Source organism: Sphingomonas sp. P3_C5, from assembly GCF_056402635.1.
This window is the reverse complement of sequence record NZ_JBFUHA010000010.1, coordinates 1-18878: the sequence shown is the minus strand read 5'-3', so window position 1 is coordinate 18878 and position 18878 is coordinate 1. Positions and strand designations below refer to the sequence as shown.

Here is an 18878-nt window from a genome sequence, read left to right as displayed (position 1 = left end):
GGGTTACTCGATATGGATCACACGGGCATCGCCATAGCCATGCCGGGCAGCCTCGTCACGCGCCCGCTTGGCGCTGATGGTGTCAGGGAACGGGCCGAGCTGAACGCGAAACACGCTACCCGCGACGACGATCCTGCCCCCGACCTGCCGCGCCGCGATCTGCGCCCGGTCGCGTGTCGAAAAGGCCGCCACCTGCACCATGAAGCGACCGCCGCGTGCGACGACGGTCTCCGGTGGCGGCACGTAGCGGGCACCGGGCTCCGGCGCCGGCACTGGGCGGGGAACCGGAGGGCGCCGCATTACAGGCGGCATGCGTCGCGGTGGCGGCGGTGTAAGCACCATTTCGTCGGGCAGGCGCTTGCGGAGCGCCTTCAGCAGGCCTTCGGGCGCATCGATCCGCGGCGAGGCGGAGCGCCCCGATCGCAGCGCCATCTGGTCAGGCCCCGACGGCGTGACCAGCCGCACGCGCACGGCCGCATGATCGCCGACCCCAAGCAATTGGGCAGCACCGGGCGAAAGCGTGAAAGCCGCCCCATCATAGCTTTGCGCGCCGACCACCGCGACGATCGTCCGCCCGCTGTCGAGCGACGTCAGCTCGACAAAGCTGCCCACGGGCAGCGTCGAATGGGCGATCGTGATCGTAGCCGCGGCAAAGGCACCGGTCGGGCGGTAATCCAGGACACTCGCATAGCCGACCGTGTCGTAACGCAGCTCCCCGGAAGTCCCGCGCGGGCCGGAGCCCTGGGGCAGATCGGCAGGCGCATTCTGGTCGATCGACCAGACGGGCATCTGCGCGCGCGGAGATTCGATGCCGCGGATCATCGGTCCATTGGCTGACCCCGGCGATTGCCGCTGCGCGTCGATCGGCTGAGGCGCATGCGCAAAAGCGTGTCCACCGCCGCTCCCTGCAAGCAGCACTGCCAGCACCAGCACCTTATTGTTCAACCGCATCGGCCAGCAATCCCACCGAAAGCGCGTAGAAATTGGAGCAGTTATAATCGAGGATCACCCGGTAATTGCCGGTCAGCAGATAGGCAGTCTTGCCCGGGCCATCGGGCTCGAGCAGCGTCGCCAGCACATCGTCGCCCGGCCAGCGGCGCGATTGCGGCACCAGCCCCATCGCGCGCCATTCAGCCATGGTCTTCCAGCCGCTGTGCCGCGCGAACACCCTTGGGCAGCGTGGCGAAAGTGTCCGGTTGGTGATCTGGCTGCGATCGAACACCGTCGGCACGCTCACCGCCAGCCCCCAGGGCTGGCCCGGTCGCCAGCCGGCATTGGCGAAATAGGCGCCGATCGAGGCAAGCGTGTCAGCCTCGCTCGTCCAGATATCGGCACGGCCATCGCCGTCGCCATCACGGGCGAGGCGCAGATAGATTGAGGGCAGAAATTGCGGCCCGCCGGTCGCCCCTGCCCAGCTCCCCACCAGCTGCGACCTCGAAACGCCGCGATCCATCATCTTGAGCGAGGCGATGAATTCATCGGCGAACAGGTCGCGCCGCCGCCCCTCATAGGCAAGCGTCGCAAGCGCGCGGGGCAGATCGAAGCCGCCCATCACCTTGCCGTAATTGGTCTCATTGCCCCAGATCGCGACCATGATCGATTCGGGCACGCCCGTCTGCTGCTCGATCTTCTGCAACCGCCAGCGCTGTGCCTGATAGGCCTGCCGCCCCCGGCTGATCCGCGCCGCATCGACATGCTGGATCCGATAGGGTGCGAACGGCGGCGGTGCGGCATTGGGGTCGCCGCCCGGCTGGGCGCGATCGAGTTCGATGACGCGGGTGTTGAGCGTGAGGGTCGGGATCACCGCGTCGAGCGTTGCGCGCGAGACGCCTTCCGCCTGTGCCTGCGCTCGCAACGTGCCGAGATAGCTCTGGAAGCCGGCCTCATCCTGCGCCCCGGCTGAGGTGCCGAGCGCAAGGCACGCCGCCATTGTCACCGCGAAACGCGCTATTCCTGGCGATGCTTTCCAAAATCCCCGCATCACCGGACTTTGGCACAGCGACCCGGCGACATGAACCCCAATAGTCGCAAGGCTTGCACAAATGATCGTGACTGCTCTAGGCGCAAATCGCGCGGAGAGGTGGCCGAGTGGTTTAAGGCAGCGGTCTTGAAAACCGCCGTGGGTGCAAGCTCACCGTGGGTTCGAATCCCACCCTCTCCGCCAACGCGCCTCAGGGCGCGCGTTCCACCCGATACTCGCTCTGCACGAGGCCACTCGGATAGGAGTGAGTCGCGACATGCTCGAGCCGCACATCATGCGGCAGCGCACCGAACAGCGGGATGCCCTCGCCGATAAGCACCGGTACGCGGGTGATAATCAGGTGGTCGATCAGGCCGGCGCTGAGGAAACGCTGGATCGTGATCCCGCCATCGACATAGAGGTGGTGCGCCCCGCTCGCCGCCAGCCGCGCCACGATCTCGGCGGGCGTCCCCGCCATCTGCTCGACTCTCCCGCCTTTCACTGCCGAAAGATCGACTGGCTTGCTCGCCAGGACCACCACGCGTTTGTCGCCATAGGGCCATGCGTCGAAGCCGAGCACGATCTCAAAGGTGTTGCGGCCGATCACCAGCGCATCGACGCTCGCCATGAACTCGACATAGCCATGCGGCTCGCCGCCGCCTTCCGGCAGCCAGTCGAGCCCGCCATCGCCGCGCGCGATGAAACCGTCGACGCTGACGCCGATGAAGACCGAGACCGTCATCGCCCGCTCCTTATTGACCCCCTTCCTTATTGACCCCGCTCCTTATTGACGGGGCCGCTATTTCGCCTGTTGGCGCTGCGCTATCGTCCATAGCGCTCCGGCGACGCCGCCGTCGATGTTGAGGCTTGCATTGGGGGCTTGCGATCCGCCGATGGAAAGAGTCAGCATCGTGTCCGTCGGCGAATGCAGCCTGGTGCGCTGTTGCTCCGGAAATATATTTTGCCGGATGTTCCAGAAACCGTCGATCCGCGCGTCCAGCTCCGGCAAGGGCGCGGCGGCATCCAGCGGCGACATGCCATAATCCCGAACGCTCGGCGCAAAGCCCGCTTCCGTGGAGGGAAAGCCGTAACGCGATGGTATCAGCACCGGCATGGCTTCTTTTGTGTCGGTGGACGGCTCGGGGATCGGGGCGTTCGGCAGCACCGAGCCGAAAGTCACCCCAACATCGCTGCCGAGGAGGGCGTACATCTGGCTCGGCGTCGGATAGGCGATCCGCGTGCCGGCACTGGCCTGTGCCGGCACCGTCAGCAGGAATACGCATCCCGTTGCGCGTGAAAGCCACCCCATTGCGTCGTCGCCCCCCGCGAGTTCGCACTACCTGCCCGTGAATCGCACGGCAGGCAAATGGTGGTGGTGAACCACTTTTTCAGGATATTTAAGGGGTTAAGACAGAAAAGCCGGCGCACCCCTTTTCCCGCAAGCGGCAAAGGGAATGTCCGGCCTCTGATCGCTGAAGCGCCGCCCGCAGCGGCGCGTCGGCGCCTTATTTCTTGTTGAGGGTCAACCCACCGAAGCGCTTGTTGAAGCGCGCAACCTGGCCACCTGAGTCGAGCATCGTGCCGCGACCCCCGGTCCATGCCGGATGCGCGAGCGGATCGATGTCGAGCGTCATCAGATCGCCTTCCTTGCCCCAGGTCGAACGCGTCTCGAACTGCGTGCCGTCGGTCATCTGCACCTTGATGGTGTGATAATCGGGATGAGTGTCTTTCTTCACGTCTTCTATCTCCGGAAAAGCCGCTGGTTTCCGACCAGCAGCGAAGGGCGGCGCACTACACGCCGCACGCCCGATATGCAAGCGAGCCGCTCAGGCCTTTGGTGGATCGCTGATCATCGCCATGAACTTGGCTTCAGCGGCCAGCTTGCCATCCACCGTCGCGCGGCCGGCGAATTTCGTGGCGCGCGCGCTCTTCTGGACGATCTCGACCTCGAGGCGGAGCAGCACGCCGGGTTCGACCGGCTTGCGGAACTTAACCTCATCGATCGACATGAAATAGACGAGCTTGCCCGAGCCGGCGAGTCCAAGCGATTCGACTGCGAGAATCCCCGCGGCCTGTGCCATTGCCTCGACGATCAGCACGCCGGGCATGATCGGCCGCCCGGGGAAATGCCCCTGGAAAAAGCCCTCGTTGATCGTCACCGCCTTGATCGCAGCGATCGACCGGTCGAGGATAAGCTCCTCGACACGATCGACCAGCAGCATCGGGTAACGATGGGGGAGCGCCGCCATGACCCGCCCGATATCGAGCGGGCCGAGCGCCCCCGTCGTCACCGTGTCGTTCACCGACCGGTCGGCTTCTTCGGCGGCGTGCCGGCGGCAGGCGCGGGGCCGGCGGCAGGTGCGGGGCCGGCCTGAGCGGCGGCTGCACCCTGGCGCTGCAGCGCCTCGAAATAGACCTGGGTCAGCTGCAGGATCGACTGCGAAGGTTGCCATCCCTGCTGCGGCGTGATCGTGACCGTCGGTACGGAGATATTGAGCTGTGCCGTCACCGCCGAGGTGATGTCAGCCTCGGGTTTGGAATATTGCAGTGATTCCGCCGTCATCACCAAATTGATGCCCTTGGCGGTCGCTACTGACCTGACGGCTTCGTCATATTTCGCCGCGACCTGCTGGATCGCCCATGCCTGCGCCATGAACGTCGGTTCGTTCAGCTTGGCAACTTCGGTCTGGGCAGTCTGCTGCACCGCGCGCACCTTGTCGACGATCGGGTTCTTCGCCGCGACCGCAGCGTTGAATTCAGCCGGCGTCACCTTATGGTTGGCACCCTTGGCGAGCGGCGCGGTCAGGGCATCGACCTGGGCCTGAAGTGCCGTGATCTTGGGCCCGATCTGGTCGAGCTCGACCTTGTGGGCAGTCACGATCTGGTCGTGCGCGACGCCGAGCGCCTTCGCATTGAGGATCGCACCCGTCGTGTCGCTGACGGCGAGGCCGGCGACCTGGGCATTAGCCTGCGCTGCCACGAACGCCGCCGGTGCGAGCGTCGAAGCGAGCAGAAACTTGGTGAACGTCTTCATTAGAACTGTGTCCCTACGTTGAATGTAACTAATTTGGTGTCGTCACTCGGATCCTTGAGCAGCGCATAGGCAACGTCGATGCGAAGCGGGCCAAAGGGCGAATTCCAGTTGAAGCCGGCCCCGACCGAGAGGCGCGGCCTCGGCGAATCGCCGCCGAAGAACTCCTTGAACGGTGCTGTCGATGTCAGATACGGGTCGTTGATCGAGCTGCCGGCACAGGTTCCCCCCAGTGTGGCGGAATAGCCGACCGAGCAGGTTGTGAGAGCCTGGGCATGCGCCGCATCGGTTCCCGCGACGGTATATAGCTTGTTGCCACTGCCATCGAGCGCCTGGGTCGTCAGAGGCAGGACCGTTTTCACGTGTGTGATCGGATCCTCATACACCGGGAACGGCGTGGCGTTTATGACCGGGTGCGTAATGCCGAACAGCGCGCCGGCCTGAATGTAGATAGACGGCCTCAGGCCAAGCTCACGCACGCCTGCGCCGAGCGGAATCTCGAGCTCCAGCCGCCCCAGGTAATAAGCGCGGCCACCCAGCGCATCATCGACGAACTGCGTGCGATCGGTAACGAGCGTCTGGTTCCCGAGCCCGCCCTGATACTGAATACGCTGCACGCGCGGGCCAACGCCGCGGATGTCGAAGCCGCGGAAATCGGGCTCGCCCAGATAGAAGCGATCGGTAATGCGCACCCTGTCGATGCCCGCACCGCGGCTCTTTTCAAGCGACATGATATAGCCGCCCTCCGCATTCGCCGAGAGAACGAAGCCGCTATGGCCAAGGCCCCAATATTTCGCGCCCTCGAAACGGGTGCGGATATAGCGGACGTCACCGCCAAGGCCGGCGAAATCCTGGCTGAACACGCCGCGTTGGCCGCGGGTCGGGCGCAGGCGGTTGTTCAGGCTGTCATAAACCAGCGAATAGCCGACCGACGAGGTCACGCGGTTGCCGATGGCGTCGCAGAGGTAACGGCCAGCCTTGAGTGGGTCGCAAACACTGCCCGTGAAATAGGACGCCTTGTCGAGCCCGACCTGTTCATAGGACAGGCCGTAGCGGCCTGAGAGCGACCAATATTCCGTCAGCGGCACACCTGCGCGAACCTGGAAGCCGGTCGACACCTGTGTATAGGTCGTTTGGCGCTGGTCGCCGATATAGTTGAACGCATTGTAATCGCGGCGGAAGATATCACCGCCAATGGCGATATTCTTGTCGAACAGATAAGGCTCGGTGAAGCCAAGCTCGACCGACTTGGAATAGCTCGACCAGTTGACGCTGGCGCGCAGCTCCTGGCCCTTGCCGCGGAAATTGCGCTGCTTGACCGACGCCTGGATGATGAACTTTTCAAGACTCGAATAGCCAGCCGACAGCGAGAGCTCGCCGGTCGATTTCTCTTCCAGATTGGCTTCGAGCACCACCCGGTCGGGCGCCGAGCCCTGGTTCTTCTTGATCTCGAACTTCTCCTGGAAGAAGCCGAGCGAGTTGATGCGGTCTTGCGAGCGCTTGACCTGGAAGCTGTTGAACGCATCGCCCTCTGACAGGCGGATCTCGCGCCGGATCACCTTTTCCTGGGTCTGGGTGTTGCCGTTGATCTCGACCCGCTCGACATAGGTGCGCTGGGCCTGGGCGATGTGGAAGTTGATCCCCATCGTCAGCTTTTCTTTGTCGCGGTCGAATTCGGGATTCACGTCGGTAAAGGCATAGCCGAACAGGCCGGTCGATTCGCTCAGGCTATCGACCGAGTCTTCGACCTGCTTGGCGTTGTACCAGTCGCCCGGATGCATCGGCAGCGTCTGGGCCAGCTTCTTGTTGTCGAAATCGCGGATATCGCTGTCGACCGTGACCTCACCGAACTTATAGCGGGGGCCCTCCTCCACCACATAGGTGATGATGAAGTCCTTCTTGTCGGGCGTCAGCTCCGCCACCGCCGAGGTCACCCGGAAGTCGGCATAGCCGTTCGTCAGGTAGAATTGGCGCAGCTTCTGCTGGTCATAGGCCATGCGGTCCTGATCGTAGCTCGTGTTCGAGCTCAGCATCGTCGTCAGGCGCGCCTGCTTGGTCGCCATCTCTCCGCGCAGCTTGTTGTCGGAATATACCTCGTTGCCGAGGATGTTGATCTGACGGACTTTGGATTTCGGGCCCTCGGTGACCTCGAACACGACGTCGACGCGGTTCTGGTCGAGAGCGACCATCTTCGGCTCGACCGAAGCGGCGAAGCGGCCCTGCCGGCGATAGAGCTCGATGATTCGAGCGACATCCTGGCGGACCGCGGTGCGGGTGAAGATCTGCCGTGGCGCGAGCTTCACTTCCTTCCTGAGCTTGTCTTCCTTCAGCCGCTTGTTGCCCTCATACAGCACGCGGTTGATCACCGGGTTCTCGCGGATACGCAGGACGATATCGCCCGATTCGGCACCGCTGATGCTGACATCGGCAAACAGGTCGCTCGCGTAGAGGTCCTTGATCGCCTGATCGAGCGTCTCGTTGGAATAGGCCTGGCCGACGCGCAGCTTGGTGTAGGAAAGCACGGTATCGGCTTCGATGCGCTGCGAGCCCTCGACACGCAGGCTCTTGATCGTCCGAGCGACAGGCGCGGCCACAGGCGCTGCCGCCTGGGGCGCTGCAGCCGCCGGAGTCGCGGCAGGCGCAGGCGTATTGGCTGCGGGCGCGGTCTGGGCACTCACGGCAACCGGCACACCCGACAGCATCGTTCCCGCGAGGAGCAGGGCGGTGGCGCGGGCGCCGAAATTGTTAACCTTGATCGCTGTCACTATCCCACCCCAAATCGGAGAATTTTATGCGGGCCGCTATTACGCGCCTGCCCTGCCTCAACCACGTCAGCCGATCAAGCCGGTCAAGCTGTTCCATAGGCCAAACGAACCCAGATCGTTGAACGTAACCAGCAGCATCAGCGCGAGCAACGCCGCGAGTCCGCCACGGAACGCCCATTCCTGGACCTGCGGTTCGACAGGCTTACGCCGCACCGCCTCGATTGCGTAGAAAAACAAATGACCGCCATCCAGCATAGGGACTGGCAACAAGTTGATGAATCCCAGATTAATGGAGACCAGCGCGATCAGGAATACGAACTCGACTGGTCCCAGGACAAGCCGCTCCCCGGCAATCTTGGCGGTTCCGAGTGGACCGTGAAGATCTTTGAGCGGCCGCTCGCCAACCACGATCTTTCGGATCGACTCGACCATGAAGCGCAAAATGTCGCGAGTCTGGCGAACCGCGACGCCAGGGGCCCGAAGGATCGAGACCGGCGCGACGATCGGTGCGCTCGGCCCGATGCCGAGCAGGCCGACCTTCTCGACATTGCCGAACTTGTCCTTGAGCACCTGTTCGCCGATCACGACATCGCGGCTCTGCGCCTTGCCGGCGTGGAGGAAATCGACCCGTAGATGCTCACCGCTTCGCGGCTGGACGAACATGATCATATCGGGAAAGGTTTCGACCTGCTGTCCGCCGAGCGCCGTGATCACATCCCCCGGTGCGAGACCCGCAGAGGCGGCGGCACTGCCGGCCACGACCGACCCGACCACCGTTGGGGTGCGATTTTCGCCGTAAAGGACGGCGAACCCAGCGAGTATCGTGATCGCGACGACGAAGTTCATCACCGGCCCTGCCGCGACGATGATCGCGCGTTGCCAGACCGGCTTCCCAGGAAAGGCTTGCGCGCGTTGTTCGGGCGGCAGCATCAGCCATTCGGCATCGGGCTGGCTCGCCGCGTTCATGTCGCCGGCAAATTTCACATAGCCGCCAAGTGGCAGCGCGCAGAATTTCCAGCGCGTGCCGCGCTTGTCGGTGACGCCGAACAGCTCCTTGCCGAAGCCGATCGAAAACACCTCGGCCTTCACGCCGAACAGGCGGCCGGCCAGATAATGGCCGAGTTCGTGCAGGAACACGAGCGGCCCGATGACGAGCGCAAAGGCGAGGATGGTGAGCAGCAGGCCGGGGCTATGGATCAAACGAGGCAGTCCTTTACACGCTCGCCCGCCAGCCTCCGCGTTTCAGCGTCCACCAGAAGGACGTCATCAAGTGTCACTGGAGCGGGTGGGTCGTAGCGATCAAGGGTATCGGCGACGATTGCGGCAATTTCGAGGAAGCCGATGCGCCGCTCAAGGAAAGCGGCGACCGCAATCTCGTTCGCCGCGTTGAGGATGGCGGGGCGTGCGCCGCCCGCGTCCAGCGCCCGGCGTGCAAGTGCCAGTGCGGGGAAGCGCACCGGATCGGGCGCCTCGAAATCGAGCCGGCCGATCGCCACCAGATCGAGCGGCGCCATCGGCGTCTCCATCCGGTCGGGCCAGGCGAGGCAATGCGCGATCGGGGTGCGCATGTCCGGCGGGCCAAGCTGGGCAAGCACTGATCCGTCCACATATTCGACCATCGAATGGATCACTGACTGGCGGTGCAGGATGATCTCGATTCGGTCATGCGGAACCGGAAACAGCCGGGCCGCCTCGATCAGCTCGAGGCCCTTGTTCATCATGGTCGCCGAATCGACCGAGATCTTGGCGCCCATCGACCAGTTGGGATGCGCCACCGCCTGTTCGACAGTGACGGCCCGCATCTTTTCGGTTGGCCAGTCGCGAAAAGGCCCGCCGCTCGCCGTCAGGATGATCCTGCGCACCCGCTCGACCCGTGCCGGATCGAAGCACTGGAAGATCGCATTGTGTTCGGAATCGGCGGGCAGCAACGTCGCGCCGTGCCGCGCCGCCGCAGCGAGGACGACGTCGCCCGCTGACACCAGCGGCTCCTTGTTGGCCAGCACGACTGTGCCGCCCTCGGCGACCGCGGCCATCACCGGCTCGAGCCCGGCACAACCGACGATCGCCGCCATCGTCCAGTCGGCACCCATCGCCGCTGCCTCGAGCAGCGCAGAGCGTCCGCCCGCCGCCTCGATTCCAGTGCCGGCAAGTGCCGCACGCAGATCGCCAAGGCAGGCTTCGTCCGCCACCACCGCGCGCTTCGCGTTGGTGCGGATCGCTGCCTTTGCGAGCTTGTCGGCATCGCAATTGGCGGTGAGCGCCAGCACCTGGAAGCGTTCCGGCTCGCGCTCGACCAGATCGAGGGTTGAACTACCGACTGAGCCGGTCGCGCCGAGGATGGTGATCGTCTTCATGGCAGGATCTTCGGCAGTGTTATGAGCGAGGGCAAGACCACGAGGAAAGCCGCTACCGGCGCCACCGGAACCAGCCCGTCGAGCCGGTCCAGAATGCCGCCATGTCCCGGCAGGATATTGCCGCTGTCTTTAACCCCGGCCTGGCGTTTCAGCCAGCTTTCGAACAGGTCGCCGCCTTGCGCCAGCACAGCGAGAAACGGTGTGGCGAGCGTGAGGCGCCAGGGCAGGCCATAAGCCGAATGCATCAGCGCGCCGAATGCGCTTGCCGCCACGACACCGCCGATCAGCCCGGCCCAGGTCTTGTTGGGGCTGATCGCCGGCGCAAGCTTGGGGCCGCCGATCGTGCGGCCGGCGAAATAGGCGCCGATATCGCACGCCCATACCAAAGCGAGCGCCCAGAGGGTGAAGACAACGCCCTCCTTCTGGTGGCGGATCAGCAGCAGGGAGAGGATCGGCAGACCGATATAGACGGCACCCGCCGCCAGCATCGGCCGCTTCGTGATGATGACGGTGAAGAAGCCCGCCGCGGCAACCAGGCCGAGCGCCAGGAAACCAGGCCCGGCTGCGAGCGGTGCCGGCGCCATGATCGCGAGCGGCACGACGAGGGCGAAGCGCGCCAGCCGCTTTTGCGCCGCCGGTACGCCGTGGAGATCAGCCCATTCGCCGATCATCAACAGCCCGAGGGTTGTGCAGAACATCCAGAAGACGATTCCGCCCGACCACAAGGTCGCTACCGCGACCACGACCATACCGATCCCAGCGACCGATCGGACTGCCAGATCGGACGAACGCTTCGGCGGTGAGTCGCTGCTCACAGGCCCCCGAAGCGGCGCTGACGGCTGGCGAAGGTCGAGACTGCCTCAGCGAAAGTAGCCGCATCGAAATCGGGCCACAAAGTGTCGACGAATAACAACTCGGCATAGGCTGCCTGCCAGAGCAGGAAATTGGAAAGCCGGACCTCGCCCGACGTCCGGATCAGCAGGTCGAGCGGCGGCAAATCGCTGGTGTCGAGCTCGGCCTCGATCGCGGCCTCGTCGATCGTTGCGGGATCGAGCGTGCCATCGCGCGCCTTTTCGGCAAGGCGCCGTGCCGCCGCGGCGATTTCCGCCTGGGCGCCGTAGTTGAGCGCGATCACCAGGATCGGCCCGTCATTGGCCGCGGTGCGGGCGATCGCATCCTCGACCAGCGCGACGAGATCGGGCGAGAAGCGCCGAAAATCGCCGATCACGCGCAACCGCACATTTTCGCGAACCAGTTCGTCGAGGTCGGTGCGGATGAACAGCCGCAACAGGCCCATCAGATCACTGACTTCGTCCTGCGGGCGGCGCCAGTTCTCCGAGGAGAAGGCGTAGAGCGTCAGCGCCTCGATCCCCATCGCACGCGCGGCGCGGGTGACGCGGCGAACCGCCTCCACACCCTGGCGGTGCCCGGCGACGCGCGGGAGATGCCGCTTCTTCGCCCAGCGGCCATTGCCGTCCATGATGATGGCGACATGGCGCGGCAACAGCGCCGCGCCGCCGGCCGAAACAGGTGCCGTGGCGGGCCGCGAGCTCACTTGCCCAGGATTTCCTTTTCCTTGGCGCTGGCTGTCGCATCGATATCGGCGATCGTGCTGTCAGTCAGCTTCTGCACCTCGGTTTCGTGACGCTTGCGCTCGTCTTCGCCGAACAGACCCTTTTTCTCGTCGGTCTTGAGGCTGTCCATGCCGTCGCGACGCACATTGCGCGCGGCGATGCGGGCTTTTTCCGCATATTGCCCGGCCAGCTTGGCGAGTTCCTTGCGGCGCTCCTCGGTCAAGTCCGGGATCGGCAGGCGCAGCGTGGTACCATCGACGATCGGGTTGAGGCCGAGCCCTGCCGACCGGATCGCCTTGTCGGCCGGGCCGACATTCGATTTGTCCCACACCTGCACGGAAAGCATCCGCGGCTCGGGCGCGGAGACGGTGGCGATCTGGTTGAGCGGCATATGCGCGCCATAAACCTCGACCGTCACCGGATCGAGCAGTGAGGTCGATGCGCGGCCGGTGCGAAGCCCGCCAAGATCATGCTTGAGCGCCTCGACACTGCCGGCCATGCGGCGTTCGAGATCGGCCTTGTCATATGCGGCCATGCTGCTCCTCCATTTCTCTGTTCGTAACGGTCGTCGAGGTGCCCTCGCCGCGCAGGACCGCTGCGAGATTGCCCTCGCCGCGAATATTGAACACCACGATGGGAATGTCATTATCACGGCATAAGGCGATGGCTGCTGCATCCATCACCTTGAGATTGTCGGCAAGGACGCGGTCGTAGCTCAGGCTCTGATAGCGCGTGGCGCCCGGCACTTTTTTCGGATCGGCATCATAGACGCCATCGACGCTGGTGCCCTTGAGCAGGGCGTCGCAATTCATCTCGGCCGCGCGAAGTGCCGCCGCGGTATCGGTGGTGAAGAACGGATTGCCTGTGCCTGCCGCGAAGATCACGATCCGGCCCTTCTCGATATGCCGTTCAGCGCGGCGCCTGATATAGGGCTCGCAGACGCTGGACATCGGGATGGCCGACTGGACCCGGGTCTCGACATCGAGCTTCTCGAGCGCATTCTGGACCGCCAGCGCGTTCATTACCGTGGCGAGCATGCCCATATAATCAGCGCTGGTGCGGTCGAAACCCGCCGCTGCGGCTGAAAGCCCGCGGAAGATATTGCCGCCGCCGACGACGAGGCACAGCTCGTGCCCCGCTGCCTTGGCCGCTGCGACCTCACCCGCGACCCGGTCAACGGTTGCAGGATCGATGCCGAACTGGCCCGGCCCCATCAGGACCTCGCCCGACAATTTCAGCAGAATGCGTTTGAAGCGTGGAATGATCATGGTTCCGACAAGCTGAGGGCGGGGCGGCGCGGACCTTAGTAGGCGCGGTGAGCGATTGGAAGCGCGGAAACCGTGCAGATTTCGTGGTCCAGCCGCCGAGAAAATGCGAGCACCGATAATCCTTCTCCCTCCAGGGGAGAAGGAGGGAGGAGCGAAGCGACGGAATGATGAGGGGAAGTGAGGTTCGCGACACTCAACAAGTGTCTCCCTCACCCTTCCCAACGCTACGCGATGGGCCCCTTCCCTCTCCCCCGAAGGGAAGAGGGAGATAAGCTCAGACGCCGGCTGCCGCGGCAACTTCCGCAGCAAAGTCCGAGACTTCCTTCTCGATGCCTTCACCGAGCTGGAAGCGGACATAGTCCTTCAGCACGATCGTCTTGCCGGCCGCCTTGGCTGCGTTGGCGACGACGTCCGAGATCTTGGTCTTGCCGTCCATCACCAGCAGCTGGCTGACCAGGGCGTTTTCCTTGCGGTACTTGGCGATCGCGCCATCAACCATCTTGGCGACGATATCGGCGGGCTTGCCGGATTCCGCAGCCTTTTCCGTCGCGATCGCGCGCTCGCGGGCGACGATCTCTGGGTCGAGGCCATCCTCGTTCAGCGCCAGCGGGAAAGCGGCAGCGATGTGCATCGCGATCTGCTTGCCGAGCGGCTCGAGCACGTCAGCGCCGGCATCGCTTTCGAGCGCGACCAGCACGCCGATCTTGCCGAGGCCGGGGGCCGCCGCGTTGTGGACATAAGGCACGATCGCGCCCGAGGTCACTTCGAGGCGCTTGGCGCGACGAATCGTCTGGTTCTCGCCGATCGTGGCGATGTTGTTGGTCAGCACTTCCTCGACGGTCTTGCCGCCGAGCGCGGCGCCCTTGATCGTCTCGATTGAATCGCCGAGCTCGAGCGCGACCGAGGTCACGTCACGGACAAAAGTCTGGAACTGAATGTTCTTCGCGACGAAATCGGTCTCGGAATTGACCTCGACGGCGGCGCCCTTCGTGCCGGAAACCTCGATGCCGACCAGGCCCTCGGCTGCGGTACGGCTGGACTTCTTGGCGGCGGCCGCGAGGCCCTTGGTGCGCAGCCAATCGATCGCAGCGGTCATGTCGCCACCGGTCTCGGTCAGTGCCTTCTTGCAATCCATCATGCCGGCGCCGCTCTGCTCGCGCAGGTCCTTCACCGCTGCTGCCGTGATCTCGGCCATGTCTCTAGTCCTCTTGTGCTTCGGATATGGTTGCGGACGGGGGAAGGCCTTCGCCCTACCCCGTCCGTATTTCAGTTCAGCGACGCTCAGGCGTCGAGCTGACGCTCTTCCTCGGCGGCCGCTTCGGGAGCGACGGCTTCGTCAGCTGCCGGGGCAGCTTCAGGAGCGGCAGCTTCAGCCGCCGGCGTGAAGTCGATTGCCTCGACCGGCTCGGCAGCGGCAGGTGCCGGCTCGACGGTCAGCGCTTCCTCGACGGGCGGCGCTTCCATCGCGCCGACATCGACGCGGCGAGCCATCTGCTCGTTGCCGCCACGGGTCGCTGCGATCGCGATCGCTTCGCAATAGAGGCGGATGGCGCGGCTGGCGTCGTCATTGGCGGGCACCGGGAAAGCGATGCCGTCCGGCGAGACGTTCGAATCGAGGATCGCGACGACCGGAATACCGAGCGTGTTGGCTTCCTTGATCGCCAGCTCTTCCTTGTTGGCGTCGATCACGAACATCACGTCCGGGATGCCGCCCATGTCGCGGATGCCGCCGAGCGAGAGCTCAAGCTTGTCCTTCTCGCGGGTGAGCTGGAGCACTTCCTTCTTGGTGAGGCCGTGCGTGTCGCCCGAAAGCTGCTCTTCAAGCGTCTTGAGGCGCTTGATCGAGTTCGAGATGGTCTTCCAGTTGGTGAGCATGCCGCCCAGCCAGCGATGGTTGACGAAATGCTGGCCTGAACGGCGGGCCGCGTCAGCGACTGGCTCCTGCGCCTGGCGCTTGGTGCCGACGAACAGCACCTTGCCACCGGCCGCTACGCTAGCATTCACGAATTCGAGAGCGCGCGCGAACAGCGGCACGGTCTGCGAGAGATCGAGGATATGGACGCCGTTGCGGTCGCCAAAGATGTAGGGCTTCATCTTCGGGTTCCAGCGGTGAGTCTGGTGGCCGAAATGCGCGCCCGTTTCGAGCAATTGCTGCATGGTGACGACTGGAGCCGCCATAAGATAGTTCCTTTCCGGTTGTGCCTCTGGGAAGCGAGTAATCGGAGACGAGCCCCGACACCGGCTATGTGTGCTTCCCATGCGGTGTGAAGGCGCGCCCTCTAGCGGACGTGTTCCGCAAAATCAAGCCGCGCGACAGTCCGGCAAATCAGGCGTTGACAACTGGAACACCAAGAGAACATATAGTGTCCTTAACGGGATTATGGAACGGAACCTGACCCTTTCGGGTTTTAACGGTTCCACTTCTGCCTATCGGATCAAGGAGTTGGGCATGTTGGCAATGTTGGAAAGCCTGGTTTTCGCTGCCGCCTTCGCCGCGGTGGTTGGGGTATTCGCTTTCACCCTGGTGCCCGCCCTTCCGCGAATCGCCGCCCTGCTCCGTGGCGAAGGCGATCCCGCTCACATCATCCGGCCGGCGCTGATCCTCAGCGATCGCCAGGTTCGGACTCGGATTCGGACGGGGTTGCGTCCGATTGCGATGCGAGGAGTGGCGCCTCGGCCCCAGCCTCTGCCGTTGCGCCACCAACCGCTCCGCGCAGCCGCCTGACCCGGCGATAGCTGCGGATGCTGAAGGGGATCAGCGCGAGATAGGTGATGCAGATCGCCGACAGCGCATACCATGGCGCCGAAATCAGCGCGGCGCCCAGCAGGACTACAACGACAATCGCCTCGAAGCGGATATTGTGGCGGAGCTTCAGCGACGACCAGCTGAAAGTCGCAACGCTGGAAACCATCAATGAGGCGATGAAGGCCATCCACGGCGCGACCAGCCAGGGCGAACGCAAGACGGGTGCTGCGGTCACGAACGACAGATAGAGCGGCAGCATCGCCAGCCCGGCCCCGGCTGGTGCCGGAATGCCGGTGAGGAACCCGGCAGATTTATGCGGCTGCTCGCTGACATCGATATTGGCGTTGAAGCGCGCGAGCCGCAGCGCACAGAACACAGCGAACACAAGGGCTATGAGCCACCCCAGGCGCGGAATTCCCTTGAGCGACCAGAGATAGACGATCAGCGCCGGCGAAACGCCAAACGAGATCGCATCCGACAGCGAATCGAGCTCAGCCCCGAAACGGCTCTCGCCGCGGACCAGCCGGGCGACGGTGCCATCGAGGCCATCGAGCACGCCGGCGATCATGATCATCGTTACCGCTATTTCCCAGTCGCCGGCCGTTCCGGCCAGGCCGCTGCTCGCCGAGATGGCATAGCGGATGCCGGTCAAGCCAAAGCACAAAGCGAGCGCGGTGACGGCATTGGGGGCGACAGCGCGGAGCGGAAGGCCGCGTTGCGCTCGTTGGGGGAGCGGTCGTCTCATCGAATCTCCGCCATTATTGGGCGACACCGGTCACCGCACCCACGTCCGGCCGGCCAAGCACCGTTTCGCCGGCGACGCTGCGCTGGCCGAGCGTGACCTGCGGGGCGATATCGTCCGGAAGATAGACATCGACTCGGCTGCCGAAGCGGATCAGCCCGATGCGCTGACCGGCCGCGACCATGTCGCCCGGCTTGACGAACGGCACGATCCGCCGCGCGACGAGGCCGGCAATCTGGGTGAAGCCGACCCGGCGCCCGTTTCTGCCCTCGACGACGATATGCTGGCGCTCATTCTCCTCGCTCGCCTTATCGAGATCGGCGCTCAGAAACTTGCCCGAGATATAGACCACCTGCCTGATTGTCCCCGCAATCGGCGTGCGGTTGATATGGACGTCGAACACCGACATGAAAATCGAGACGCGAACGAGTGGCGCATCGCCGAGCCCGTCCGGCCCGGCCAGCTCGCGCGGCACGGGCACACGTTCAATCATCGTGATCAAACCGTCGGCCGGGGCGACGACCAGCCCCTCGCCCTGCGGCGTGACCCGGATCGGATCGCGGAAGAACAAGGCTATCCAGAGCGTCAGCCCGATCAACGGCCAGGTAAGGAACCAGCTGGTCCACAAAAAATAGGCGACCACCGTGATGACGCCCGAGATGAAGACATATTTGCGCCCCTCAGGGTGCATGTCCGGAACGCGCCATTTGATAGTTGGAATGCCGATCGGCGGCGGATCGAGTGAAGCCATCGCCGCCGTCTATCCCCTGCGCACGGCCAAGACAATGTCGGCAGGCGTCGAAGCGGCGAGATCAATCTTCCCGCGCCATGTTGATCCCTGCAAATCTTCCTCCTAGACGCGTCGCCAAACCTCCCTTTCGGAAAGCGGAATATCAATGGCGAAGATCAAGGTGAAGACGCCCGTCGTGGAGATCGACGGCGACGAGATGACGCGGATCATCTGGCAGTGGATTCGCGAGCGCCTCATCCTCCCTTATCTCGACATCGATCTCGATTATTATGATCTCGGCATCGCCAAGCGCGACGAGACTGACGACAAGATCACCGTCGACAGCGCCAAGGCGATCCAGAAATATGGCGTCGGCGTGAAATGCGCGACGATCACGCCCGACGAGGCGCGCGTCGAGGAATTCGGCCTCAAGAAGATGTGGAAGTCGCCCAACGGCACGATCCGCAACATCCTTGGCGGCGTCGTCTTCCGCGAGCCGATTGTGATGAAGAACGTTCCCCGCCTGATCCCTGGCTGGACTCACCCGATCGTCGTCGGCCGCCACGCATTCGGCGACCAGTACCGCGCAACCGATTACCGCGTCCCCGGCCCCGGCAAGCTCCGCCTGGTGTTCGAAGGCGATGACGGCACCGTGATCGACGAGGAGGTGTTCCAGTTCCCGAGCGCCGGCGTCGCGATGGCGATGTACAATCTCGACGATTCGATCCGCGATTTCGCCCGCGCCTCGATGCATTATGGCCTGAACCTGAAATGGCCGGTCTATCTCTCGACCAAGAACACCATTCTCAAGGCCTATGACGGCCGCTTCAAGGACCTGTTTCAGGAAGTTTTCGAGAGCGAATTCAAGGACAAATTCAAGGAAGCAGGCATTGTCTATGAGCATCGCCTGATCGACGACATGGTCGCGAGCGCGCTCAAATGGCATGGCGAATTCGTCTGGGCCTGCAAGAATTACGACGGCGACGTCCAGTCGGACCAGGTCGCGCAGGGCTTCGGCTCGCTCGGCCTGATGACCTCGGTGCTGCTCACCCCCGACGGCAAGACGGTCGAAGCTGAGGCGGCGCACGGCACCGTGACCCGCCACTTCCGCATGCACGAGCAGGGCAAGGCAACCTCGACCAACCCGATCGCCTCGATCTTCGCCTGGACTGGCGGCCTGAAATATCGCGGCAAGTTCGACGGCACGCCTGAGGTGACCGAGTTCGCCGAACTGCTCGAAAAAGTCTGCGTCGACACGGTCGAGAGCGGCCACATGACCAAGGACCTCGCGATCCTGATCGGCCCTGATCAGCCCTGGATGACGACCGAACAGTTCTTCGAACAGGTCCGCGTAAACCTCGAAGCGCGGATGGGGGCCATCTAAAGCAAGGCGTCACCCCGGATTTGTTCCCGCGGTCCACCATTCCGCAAATCGGATCGCTGAGGGTTTGCGGAACGGTGGATGCCGGAACAAGATCCCATGGGGAGTGGATAGCGACCGCCGCTCTGCCAGAGTGAGGTTGCAGACCAATCTCTGGAGGCGATCATGCAGCGAGCAGAATGCCGGGCCGAGCCGGCGACCACTATCCGTTATGATCTTGGCGCAATTTTCGTGTCGTTGGAACTGTCGCGCTCGAAATGGCTGGTGACGAGCCTGTCGCCGGGTGGCGGGGAGAAGATGTCGAAGCACGTCGTTGCGGCGGACGAT

19 protein-coding genes and 1 tRNA gene are annotated in these 18878 nt (G+C 63.9%); 2 read left to right on the top strand and 18 right to left on the bottom strand.

The annotated features are described in order from the left end of the window. Positions 1-3 precede the first annotated feature (3 nt). Positions 4-951, bottom strand: coding sequence for an SPOR domain-containing protein (locus AC1DVS_RS21295; protein WP_478026160.1), 948 nt, complete (start codon positions 949-951; stop codon positions 4-6). Next, a complete protein-coding gene (locus AC1DVS_RS21290; RefSeq protein WP_478026159.1) occupies positions 935-1930 on the bottom strand; it encodes a lytic murein transglycosylase in 996 nt (331 codons plus the stop codon). Before AC1DVS_RS21290 ends, AC1DVS_RS21295 begins: the two co-directional genes overlap by 17 nt. Positions 1931-2074: 144 nt before the next feature. On the opposite strand from AC1DVS_RS21290, the gene AC1DVS_RS21285 reads away from it, so the two are divergent. Then, positions 2075-2164 (top strand) — tRNA-Ser (locus tag AC1DVS_RS21285). A gap of 7 nt (positions 2165-2171) precedes the next feature. Here AC1DVS_RS21285 and AC1DVS_RS21280 read toward each other — a convergent pair. The 16 genes from AC1DVS_RS21280 to AC1DVS_RS21205 all read right to left on the bottom strand — a co-directional run bounded on the left by AC1DVS_RS21280 (position 2172) and on the right by AC1DVS_RS21205 (position 17191). Then, positions 2172-2702: a dihydrofolate reductase family protein gene (locus AC1DVS_RS21280; RefSeq protein ID WP_478026157.1), complete on the bottom strand. Its 531-nt coding sequence runs from the start codon at positions 2700-2702 to the stop codon at positions 2172-2174. Between the two features lie 57 nt (positions 2703-2759). Further along, positions 2760-3269 (bottom strand): hypothetical protein, encoded by a 510-nt coding sequence (locus AC1DVS_RS21275; protein ID WP_478026156.1) that lies wholly within the window; start codon positions 3267-3269, stop codon positions 2760-2762. A 196-nt stretch (positions 3270-3465) separates the two neighbouring features. Continuing rightward, positions 3466-3696 carry a 50S ribosomal protein L31 gene (rpmE, locus tag AC1DVS_RS21270; protein ID WP_465173366.1) on the bottom strand — a complete coding sequence of 77 codons (231 nt, stop codon included), beginning with the start codon at positions 3694-3696 and terminating at the stop codon, positions 3466-3468. Positions 3697-3786: 90 nt separating this feature from the next. Beyond that, positions 3787-4263, bottom strand: coding sequence for a 3-hydroxyacyl-ACP dehydratase FabZ (gene fabZ, locus AC1DVS_RS21265; RefSeq protein WP_478026155.1), 477 nt, complete (start codon positions 4261-4263; stop codon positions 3787-3789). Next, on the bottom strand, positions 4260-4994 hold the full coding sequence (locus AC1DVS_RS21260; RefSeq protein WP_478026154.1) for an OmpH family outer membrane protein: 735 nt from the start codon (positions 4992-4994) through the stop codon (positions 4260-4262). Before AC1DVS_RS21260 ends, fabZ begins: the two co-directional genes overlap by 4 nt. Further along, complete coding sequence (gene bamA, locus AC1DVS_RS21255) at positions 4994-7756, bottom strand: outer membrane protein assembly factor BamA (RefSeq protein ID WP_478026152.1); 2763 nt, start codon at positions 7754-7756, stop codon at positions 4994-4996. The genes AC1DVS_RS21260 and bamA overlap by 1 nt, the downstream gene beginning before the upstream one ends. A gap of 66 nt (positions 7757-7822) precedes the next feature. Beyond that, positions 7823-8956, bottom strand: coding sequence for a M50 family metallopeptidase (locus tag AC1DVS_RS21250; protein WP_478026151.1), 1134 nt, complete (start codon positions 8954-8956; stop codon positions 7823-7825). Further along, positions 8953-10110: a 1-deoxy-D-xylulose-5-phosphate reductoisomerase gene (locus AC1DVS_RS21245; RefSeq protein WP_478026150.1), complete on the bottom strand. Its 1158-nt coding sequence runs from the start codon at positions 10108-10110 to the stop codon at positions 8953-8955. The genes AC1DVS_RS21250 and AC1DVS_RS21245 overlap by 4 nt, the downstream gene beginning before the upstream one ends. Next, a complete protein-coding gene (locus AC1DVS_RS21240; RefSeq protein ID WP_478026149.1) occupies positions 10107-10925 on the bottom strand; it encodes a phosphatidate cytidylyltransferase in 819 nt (272 codons plus the stop codon). Before AC1DVS_RS21240 ends, AC1DVS_RS21245 begins: the two co-directional genes overlap by 4 nt. Further along, entirely contained in the window at positions 10922-11665 is a 744-nt protein-coding gene (locus AC1DVS_RS21235) for an isoprenyl transferase (RefSeq protein WP_478026147.1), read from the bottom strand. The genes AC1DVS_RS21240 and AC1DVS_RS21235 overlap by 4 nt, the downstream gene beginning before the upstream one ends. Further along, entirely contained in the window at positions 11662-12219 is a 558-nt protein-coding gene (gene frr / locus AC1DVS_RS21230; RefSeq protein WP_478026145.1) for a ribosome recycling factor, read from the bottom strand. The genes AC1DVS_RS21235 and frr overlap by 4 nt, the downstream gene beginning before the upstream one ends. After that, a complete protein-coding gene (gene pyrH, locus AC1DVS_RS21225) occupies positions 12206-12952 on the bottom strand; it encodes a UMP kinase (RefSeq protein ID WP_478026143.1) in 747 nt (248 codons plus the stop codon). Before pyrH ends, frr begins: the two co-directional genes overlap by 14 nt. 274 nt (positions 12953-13226) lie before the next feature. Next, positions 13227-14147, bottom strand: coding sequence for a translation elongation factor Ts (gene tsf / locus AC1DVS_RS21220; RefSeq protein WP_478026142.1), 921 nt, complete (start codon positions 14145-14147; stop codon positions 13227-13229). Positions 14148-14233: 86 nt separating this feature from the next. Continuing rightward, entirely contained in the window at positions 14234-15130 is an 897-nt protein-coding gene (gene rpsB / locus AC1DVS_RS21215) for a 30S ribosomal protein S2 (RefSeq protein WP_478026140.1), read from the bottom strand. Between the two features lie 425 nt (positions 15131-15555). Beyond that, positions 15556-16443: a CDP-alcohol phosphatidyltransferase family protein gene (locus AC1DVS_RS21210; RefSeq protein ID WP_478026138.1), complete on the bottom strand. Its 888-nt coding sequence runs from the start codon at positions 16441-16443 to the stop codon at positions 15556-15558. A gap of 13 nt (positions 16444-16456) precedes the next feature. After that, positions 16457-17191, bottom strand: coding sequence for a phosphatidylserine decarboxylase (locus AC1DVS_RS21205; protein WP_478026136.1), 735 nt, complete (start codon positions 17189-17191; stop codon positions 16457-16459). 145 nt (positions 17192-17336) lie between these two features. Here AC1DVS_RS21205 and AC1DVS_RS21200 point away from each other — a divergent pair, with 145 nt between their 5' ends. Continuing rightward, positions 17337-18554, top strand: coding sequence for an NADP-dependent isocitrate dehydrogenase (locus AC1DVS_RS21200; RefSeq protein WP_478026135.1), 1218 nt, complete (start codon positions 17337-17339; stop codon positions 18552-18554). Positions 18555-18878 lie beyond the last annotated feature (324 nt).

Excerpts from the sequence above, each read along its gene's own strand:
- AC1DVS_RS21295 (WP_478026160.1), bottom strand. The coding sequence starts at position 951 with ATGCGGTTGAACAATAAGGTGCTGGTGCTGGCAGTGCTGCTTGCAGGG.
- AC1DVS_RS21290 (WP_478026159.1), bottom strand. The coding sequence starts at position 1,930 with ATGGCGGCGTGCCTTGCGCTCGGCACCTCAGCCGGGGCGCAGGATGAG.
- AC1DVS_RS21280 (WP_478026157.1), bottom strand. The coding sequence starts at position 2,702 with ATGACGGTCTCGGTCTTCATCGGCGTCAGCGTCGACGGTTTCATCGCG.
- AC1DVS_RS21275 (WP_478026156.1), bottom strand. The coding sequence starts at position 3,269 with ATGGGGTGGCTTTCACGCGCAACGGGATGCGTATTCCTGCTGACGGTG.
- AC1DVS_RS21260 (WP_478026154.1), bottom strand. The coding sequence starts at position 4,994 with ATGAAGACGTTCACCAAGTTTCTGCTCGCTTCGACGCTCGCACCGGCG.
- AC1DVS_RS21245 (WP_478026150.1), bottom strand. The coding sequence starts at position 10,110 with ATGAAGACGATCACCATCCTCGGCGCGACCGGCTCAGTCGGTAGTTCA.
- frr (WP_478026145.1), bottom strand. The coding sequence starts at position 12,219 with ATGGCCGCATATGACAAGGCCGATCTCGAACGCCGCATGGCCGGCAGT.
- pyrH (WP_478026143.1), bottom strand. The coding sequence starts at position 12,952 with ATGATCATTCCACGCTTCAAACGCATTCTGCTGAAATTGTCGGGCGAG.
- tsf (WP_478026142.1), bottom strand. The coding sequence starts at position 14,147 with ATGGCCGAGATCACGGCAGCAGCGGTGAAGGACCTGCGCGAGCAGAGC.
- rpsB (WP_478026140.1), bottom strand. The coding sequence starts at position 15,130 with ATGGCGGCTCCAGTCGTCACCATGCAGCAATTGCTCGAAACGGGCGCG.
- AC1DVS_RS21210 (WP_478026138.1), bottom strand. The coding sequence starts at position 16,443 with ATGAGACGACCGCTCCCCCAACGAGCGCAACGCGGCCTTCCGCTCCGC.
- AC1DVS_RS21205 (WP_478026136.1), bottom strand. The coding sequence starts at position 17,191 with ATGGCTTCACTCGATCCGCCGCCGATCGGCATTCCAACTATCAAATGG.
- AC1DVS_RS21200 (WP_478026135.1), top strand. The coding sequence starts at position 17,337 with ATGGCGAAGATCAAGGTGAAGACGCCCGTCGTGGAGATCGACGGCGAC.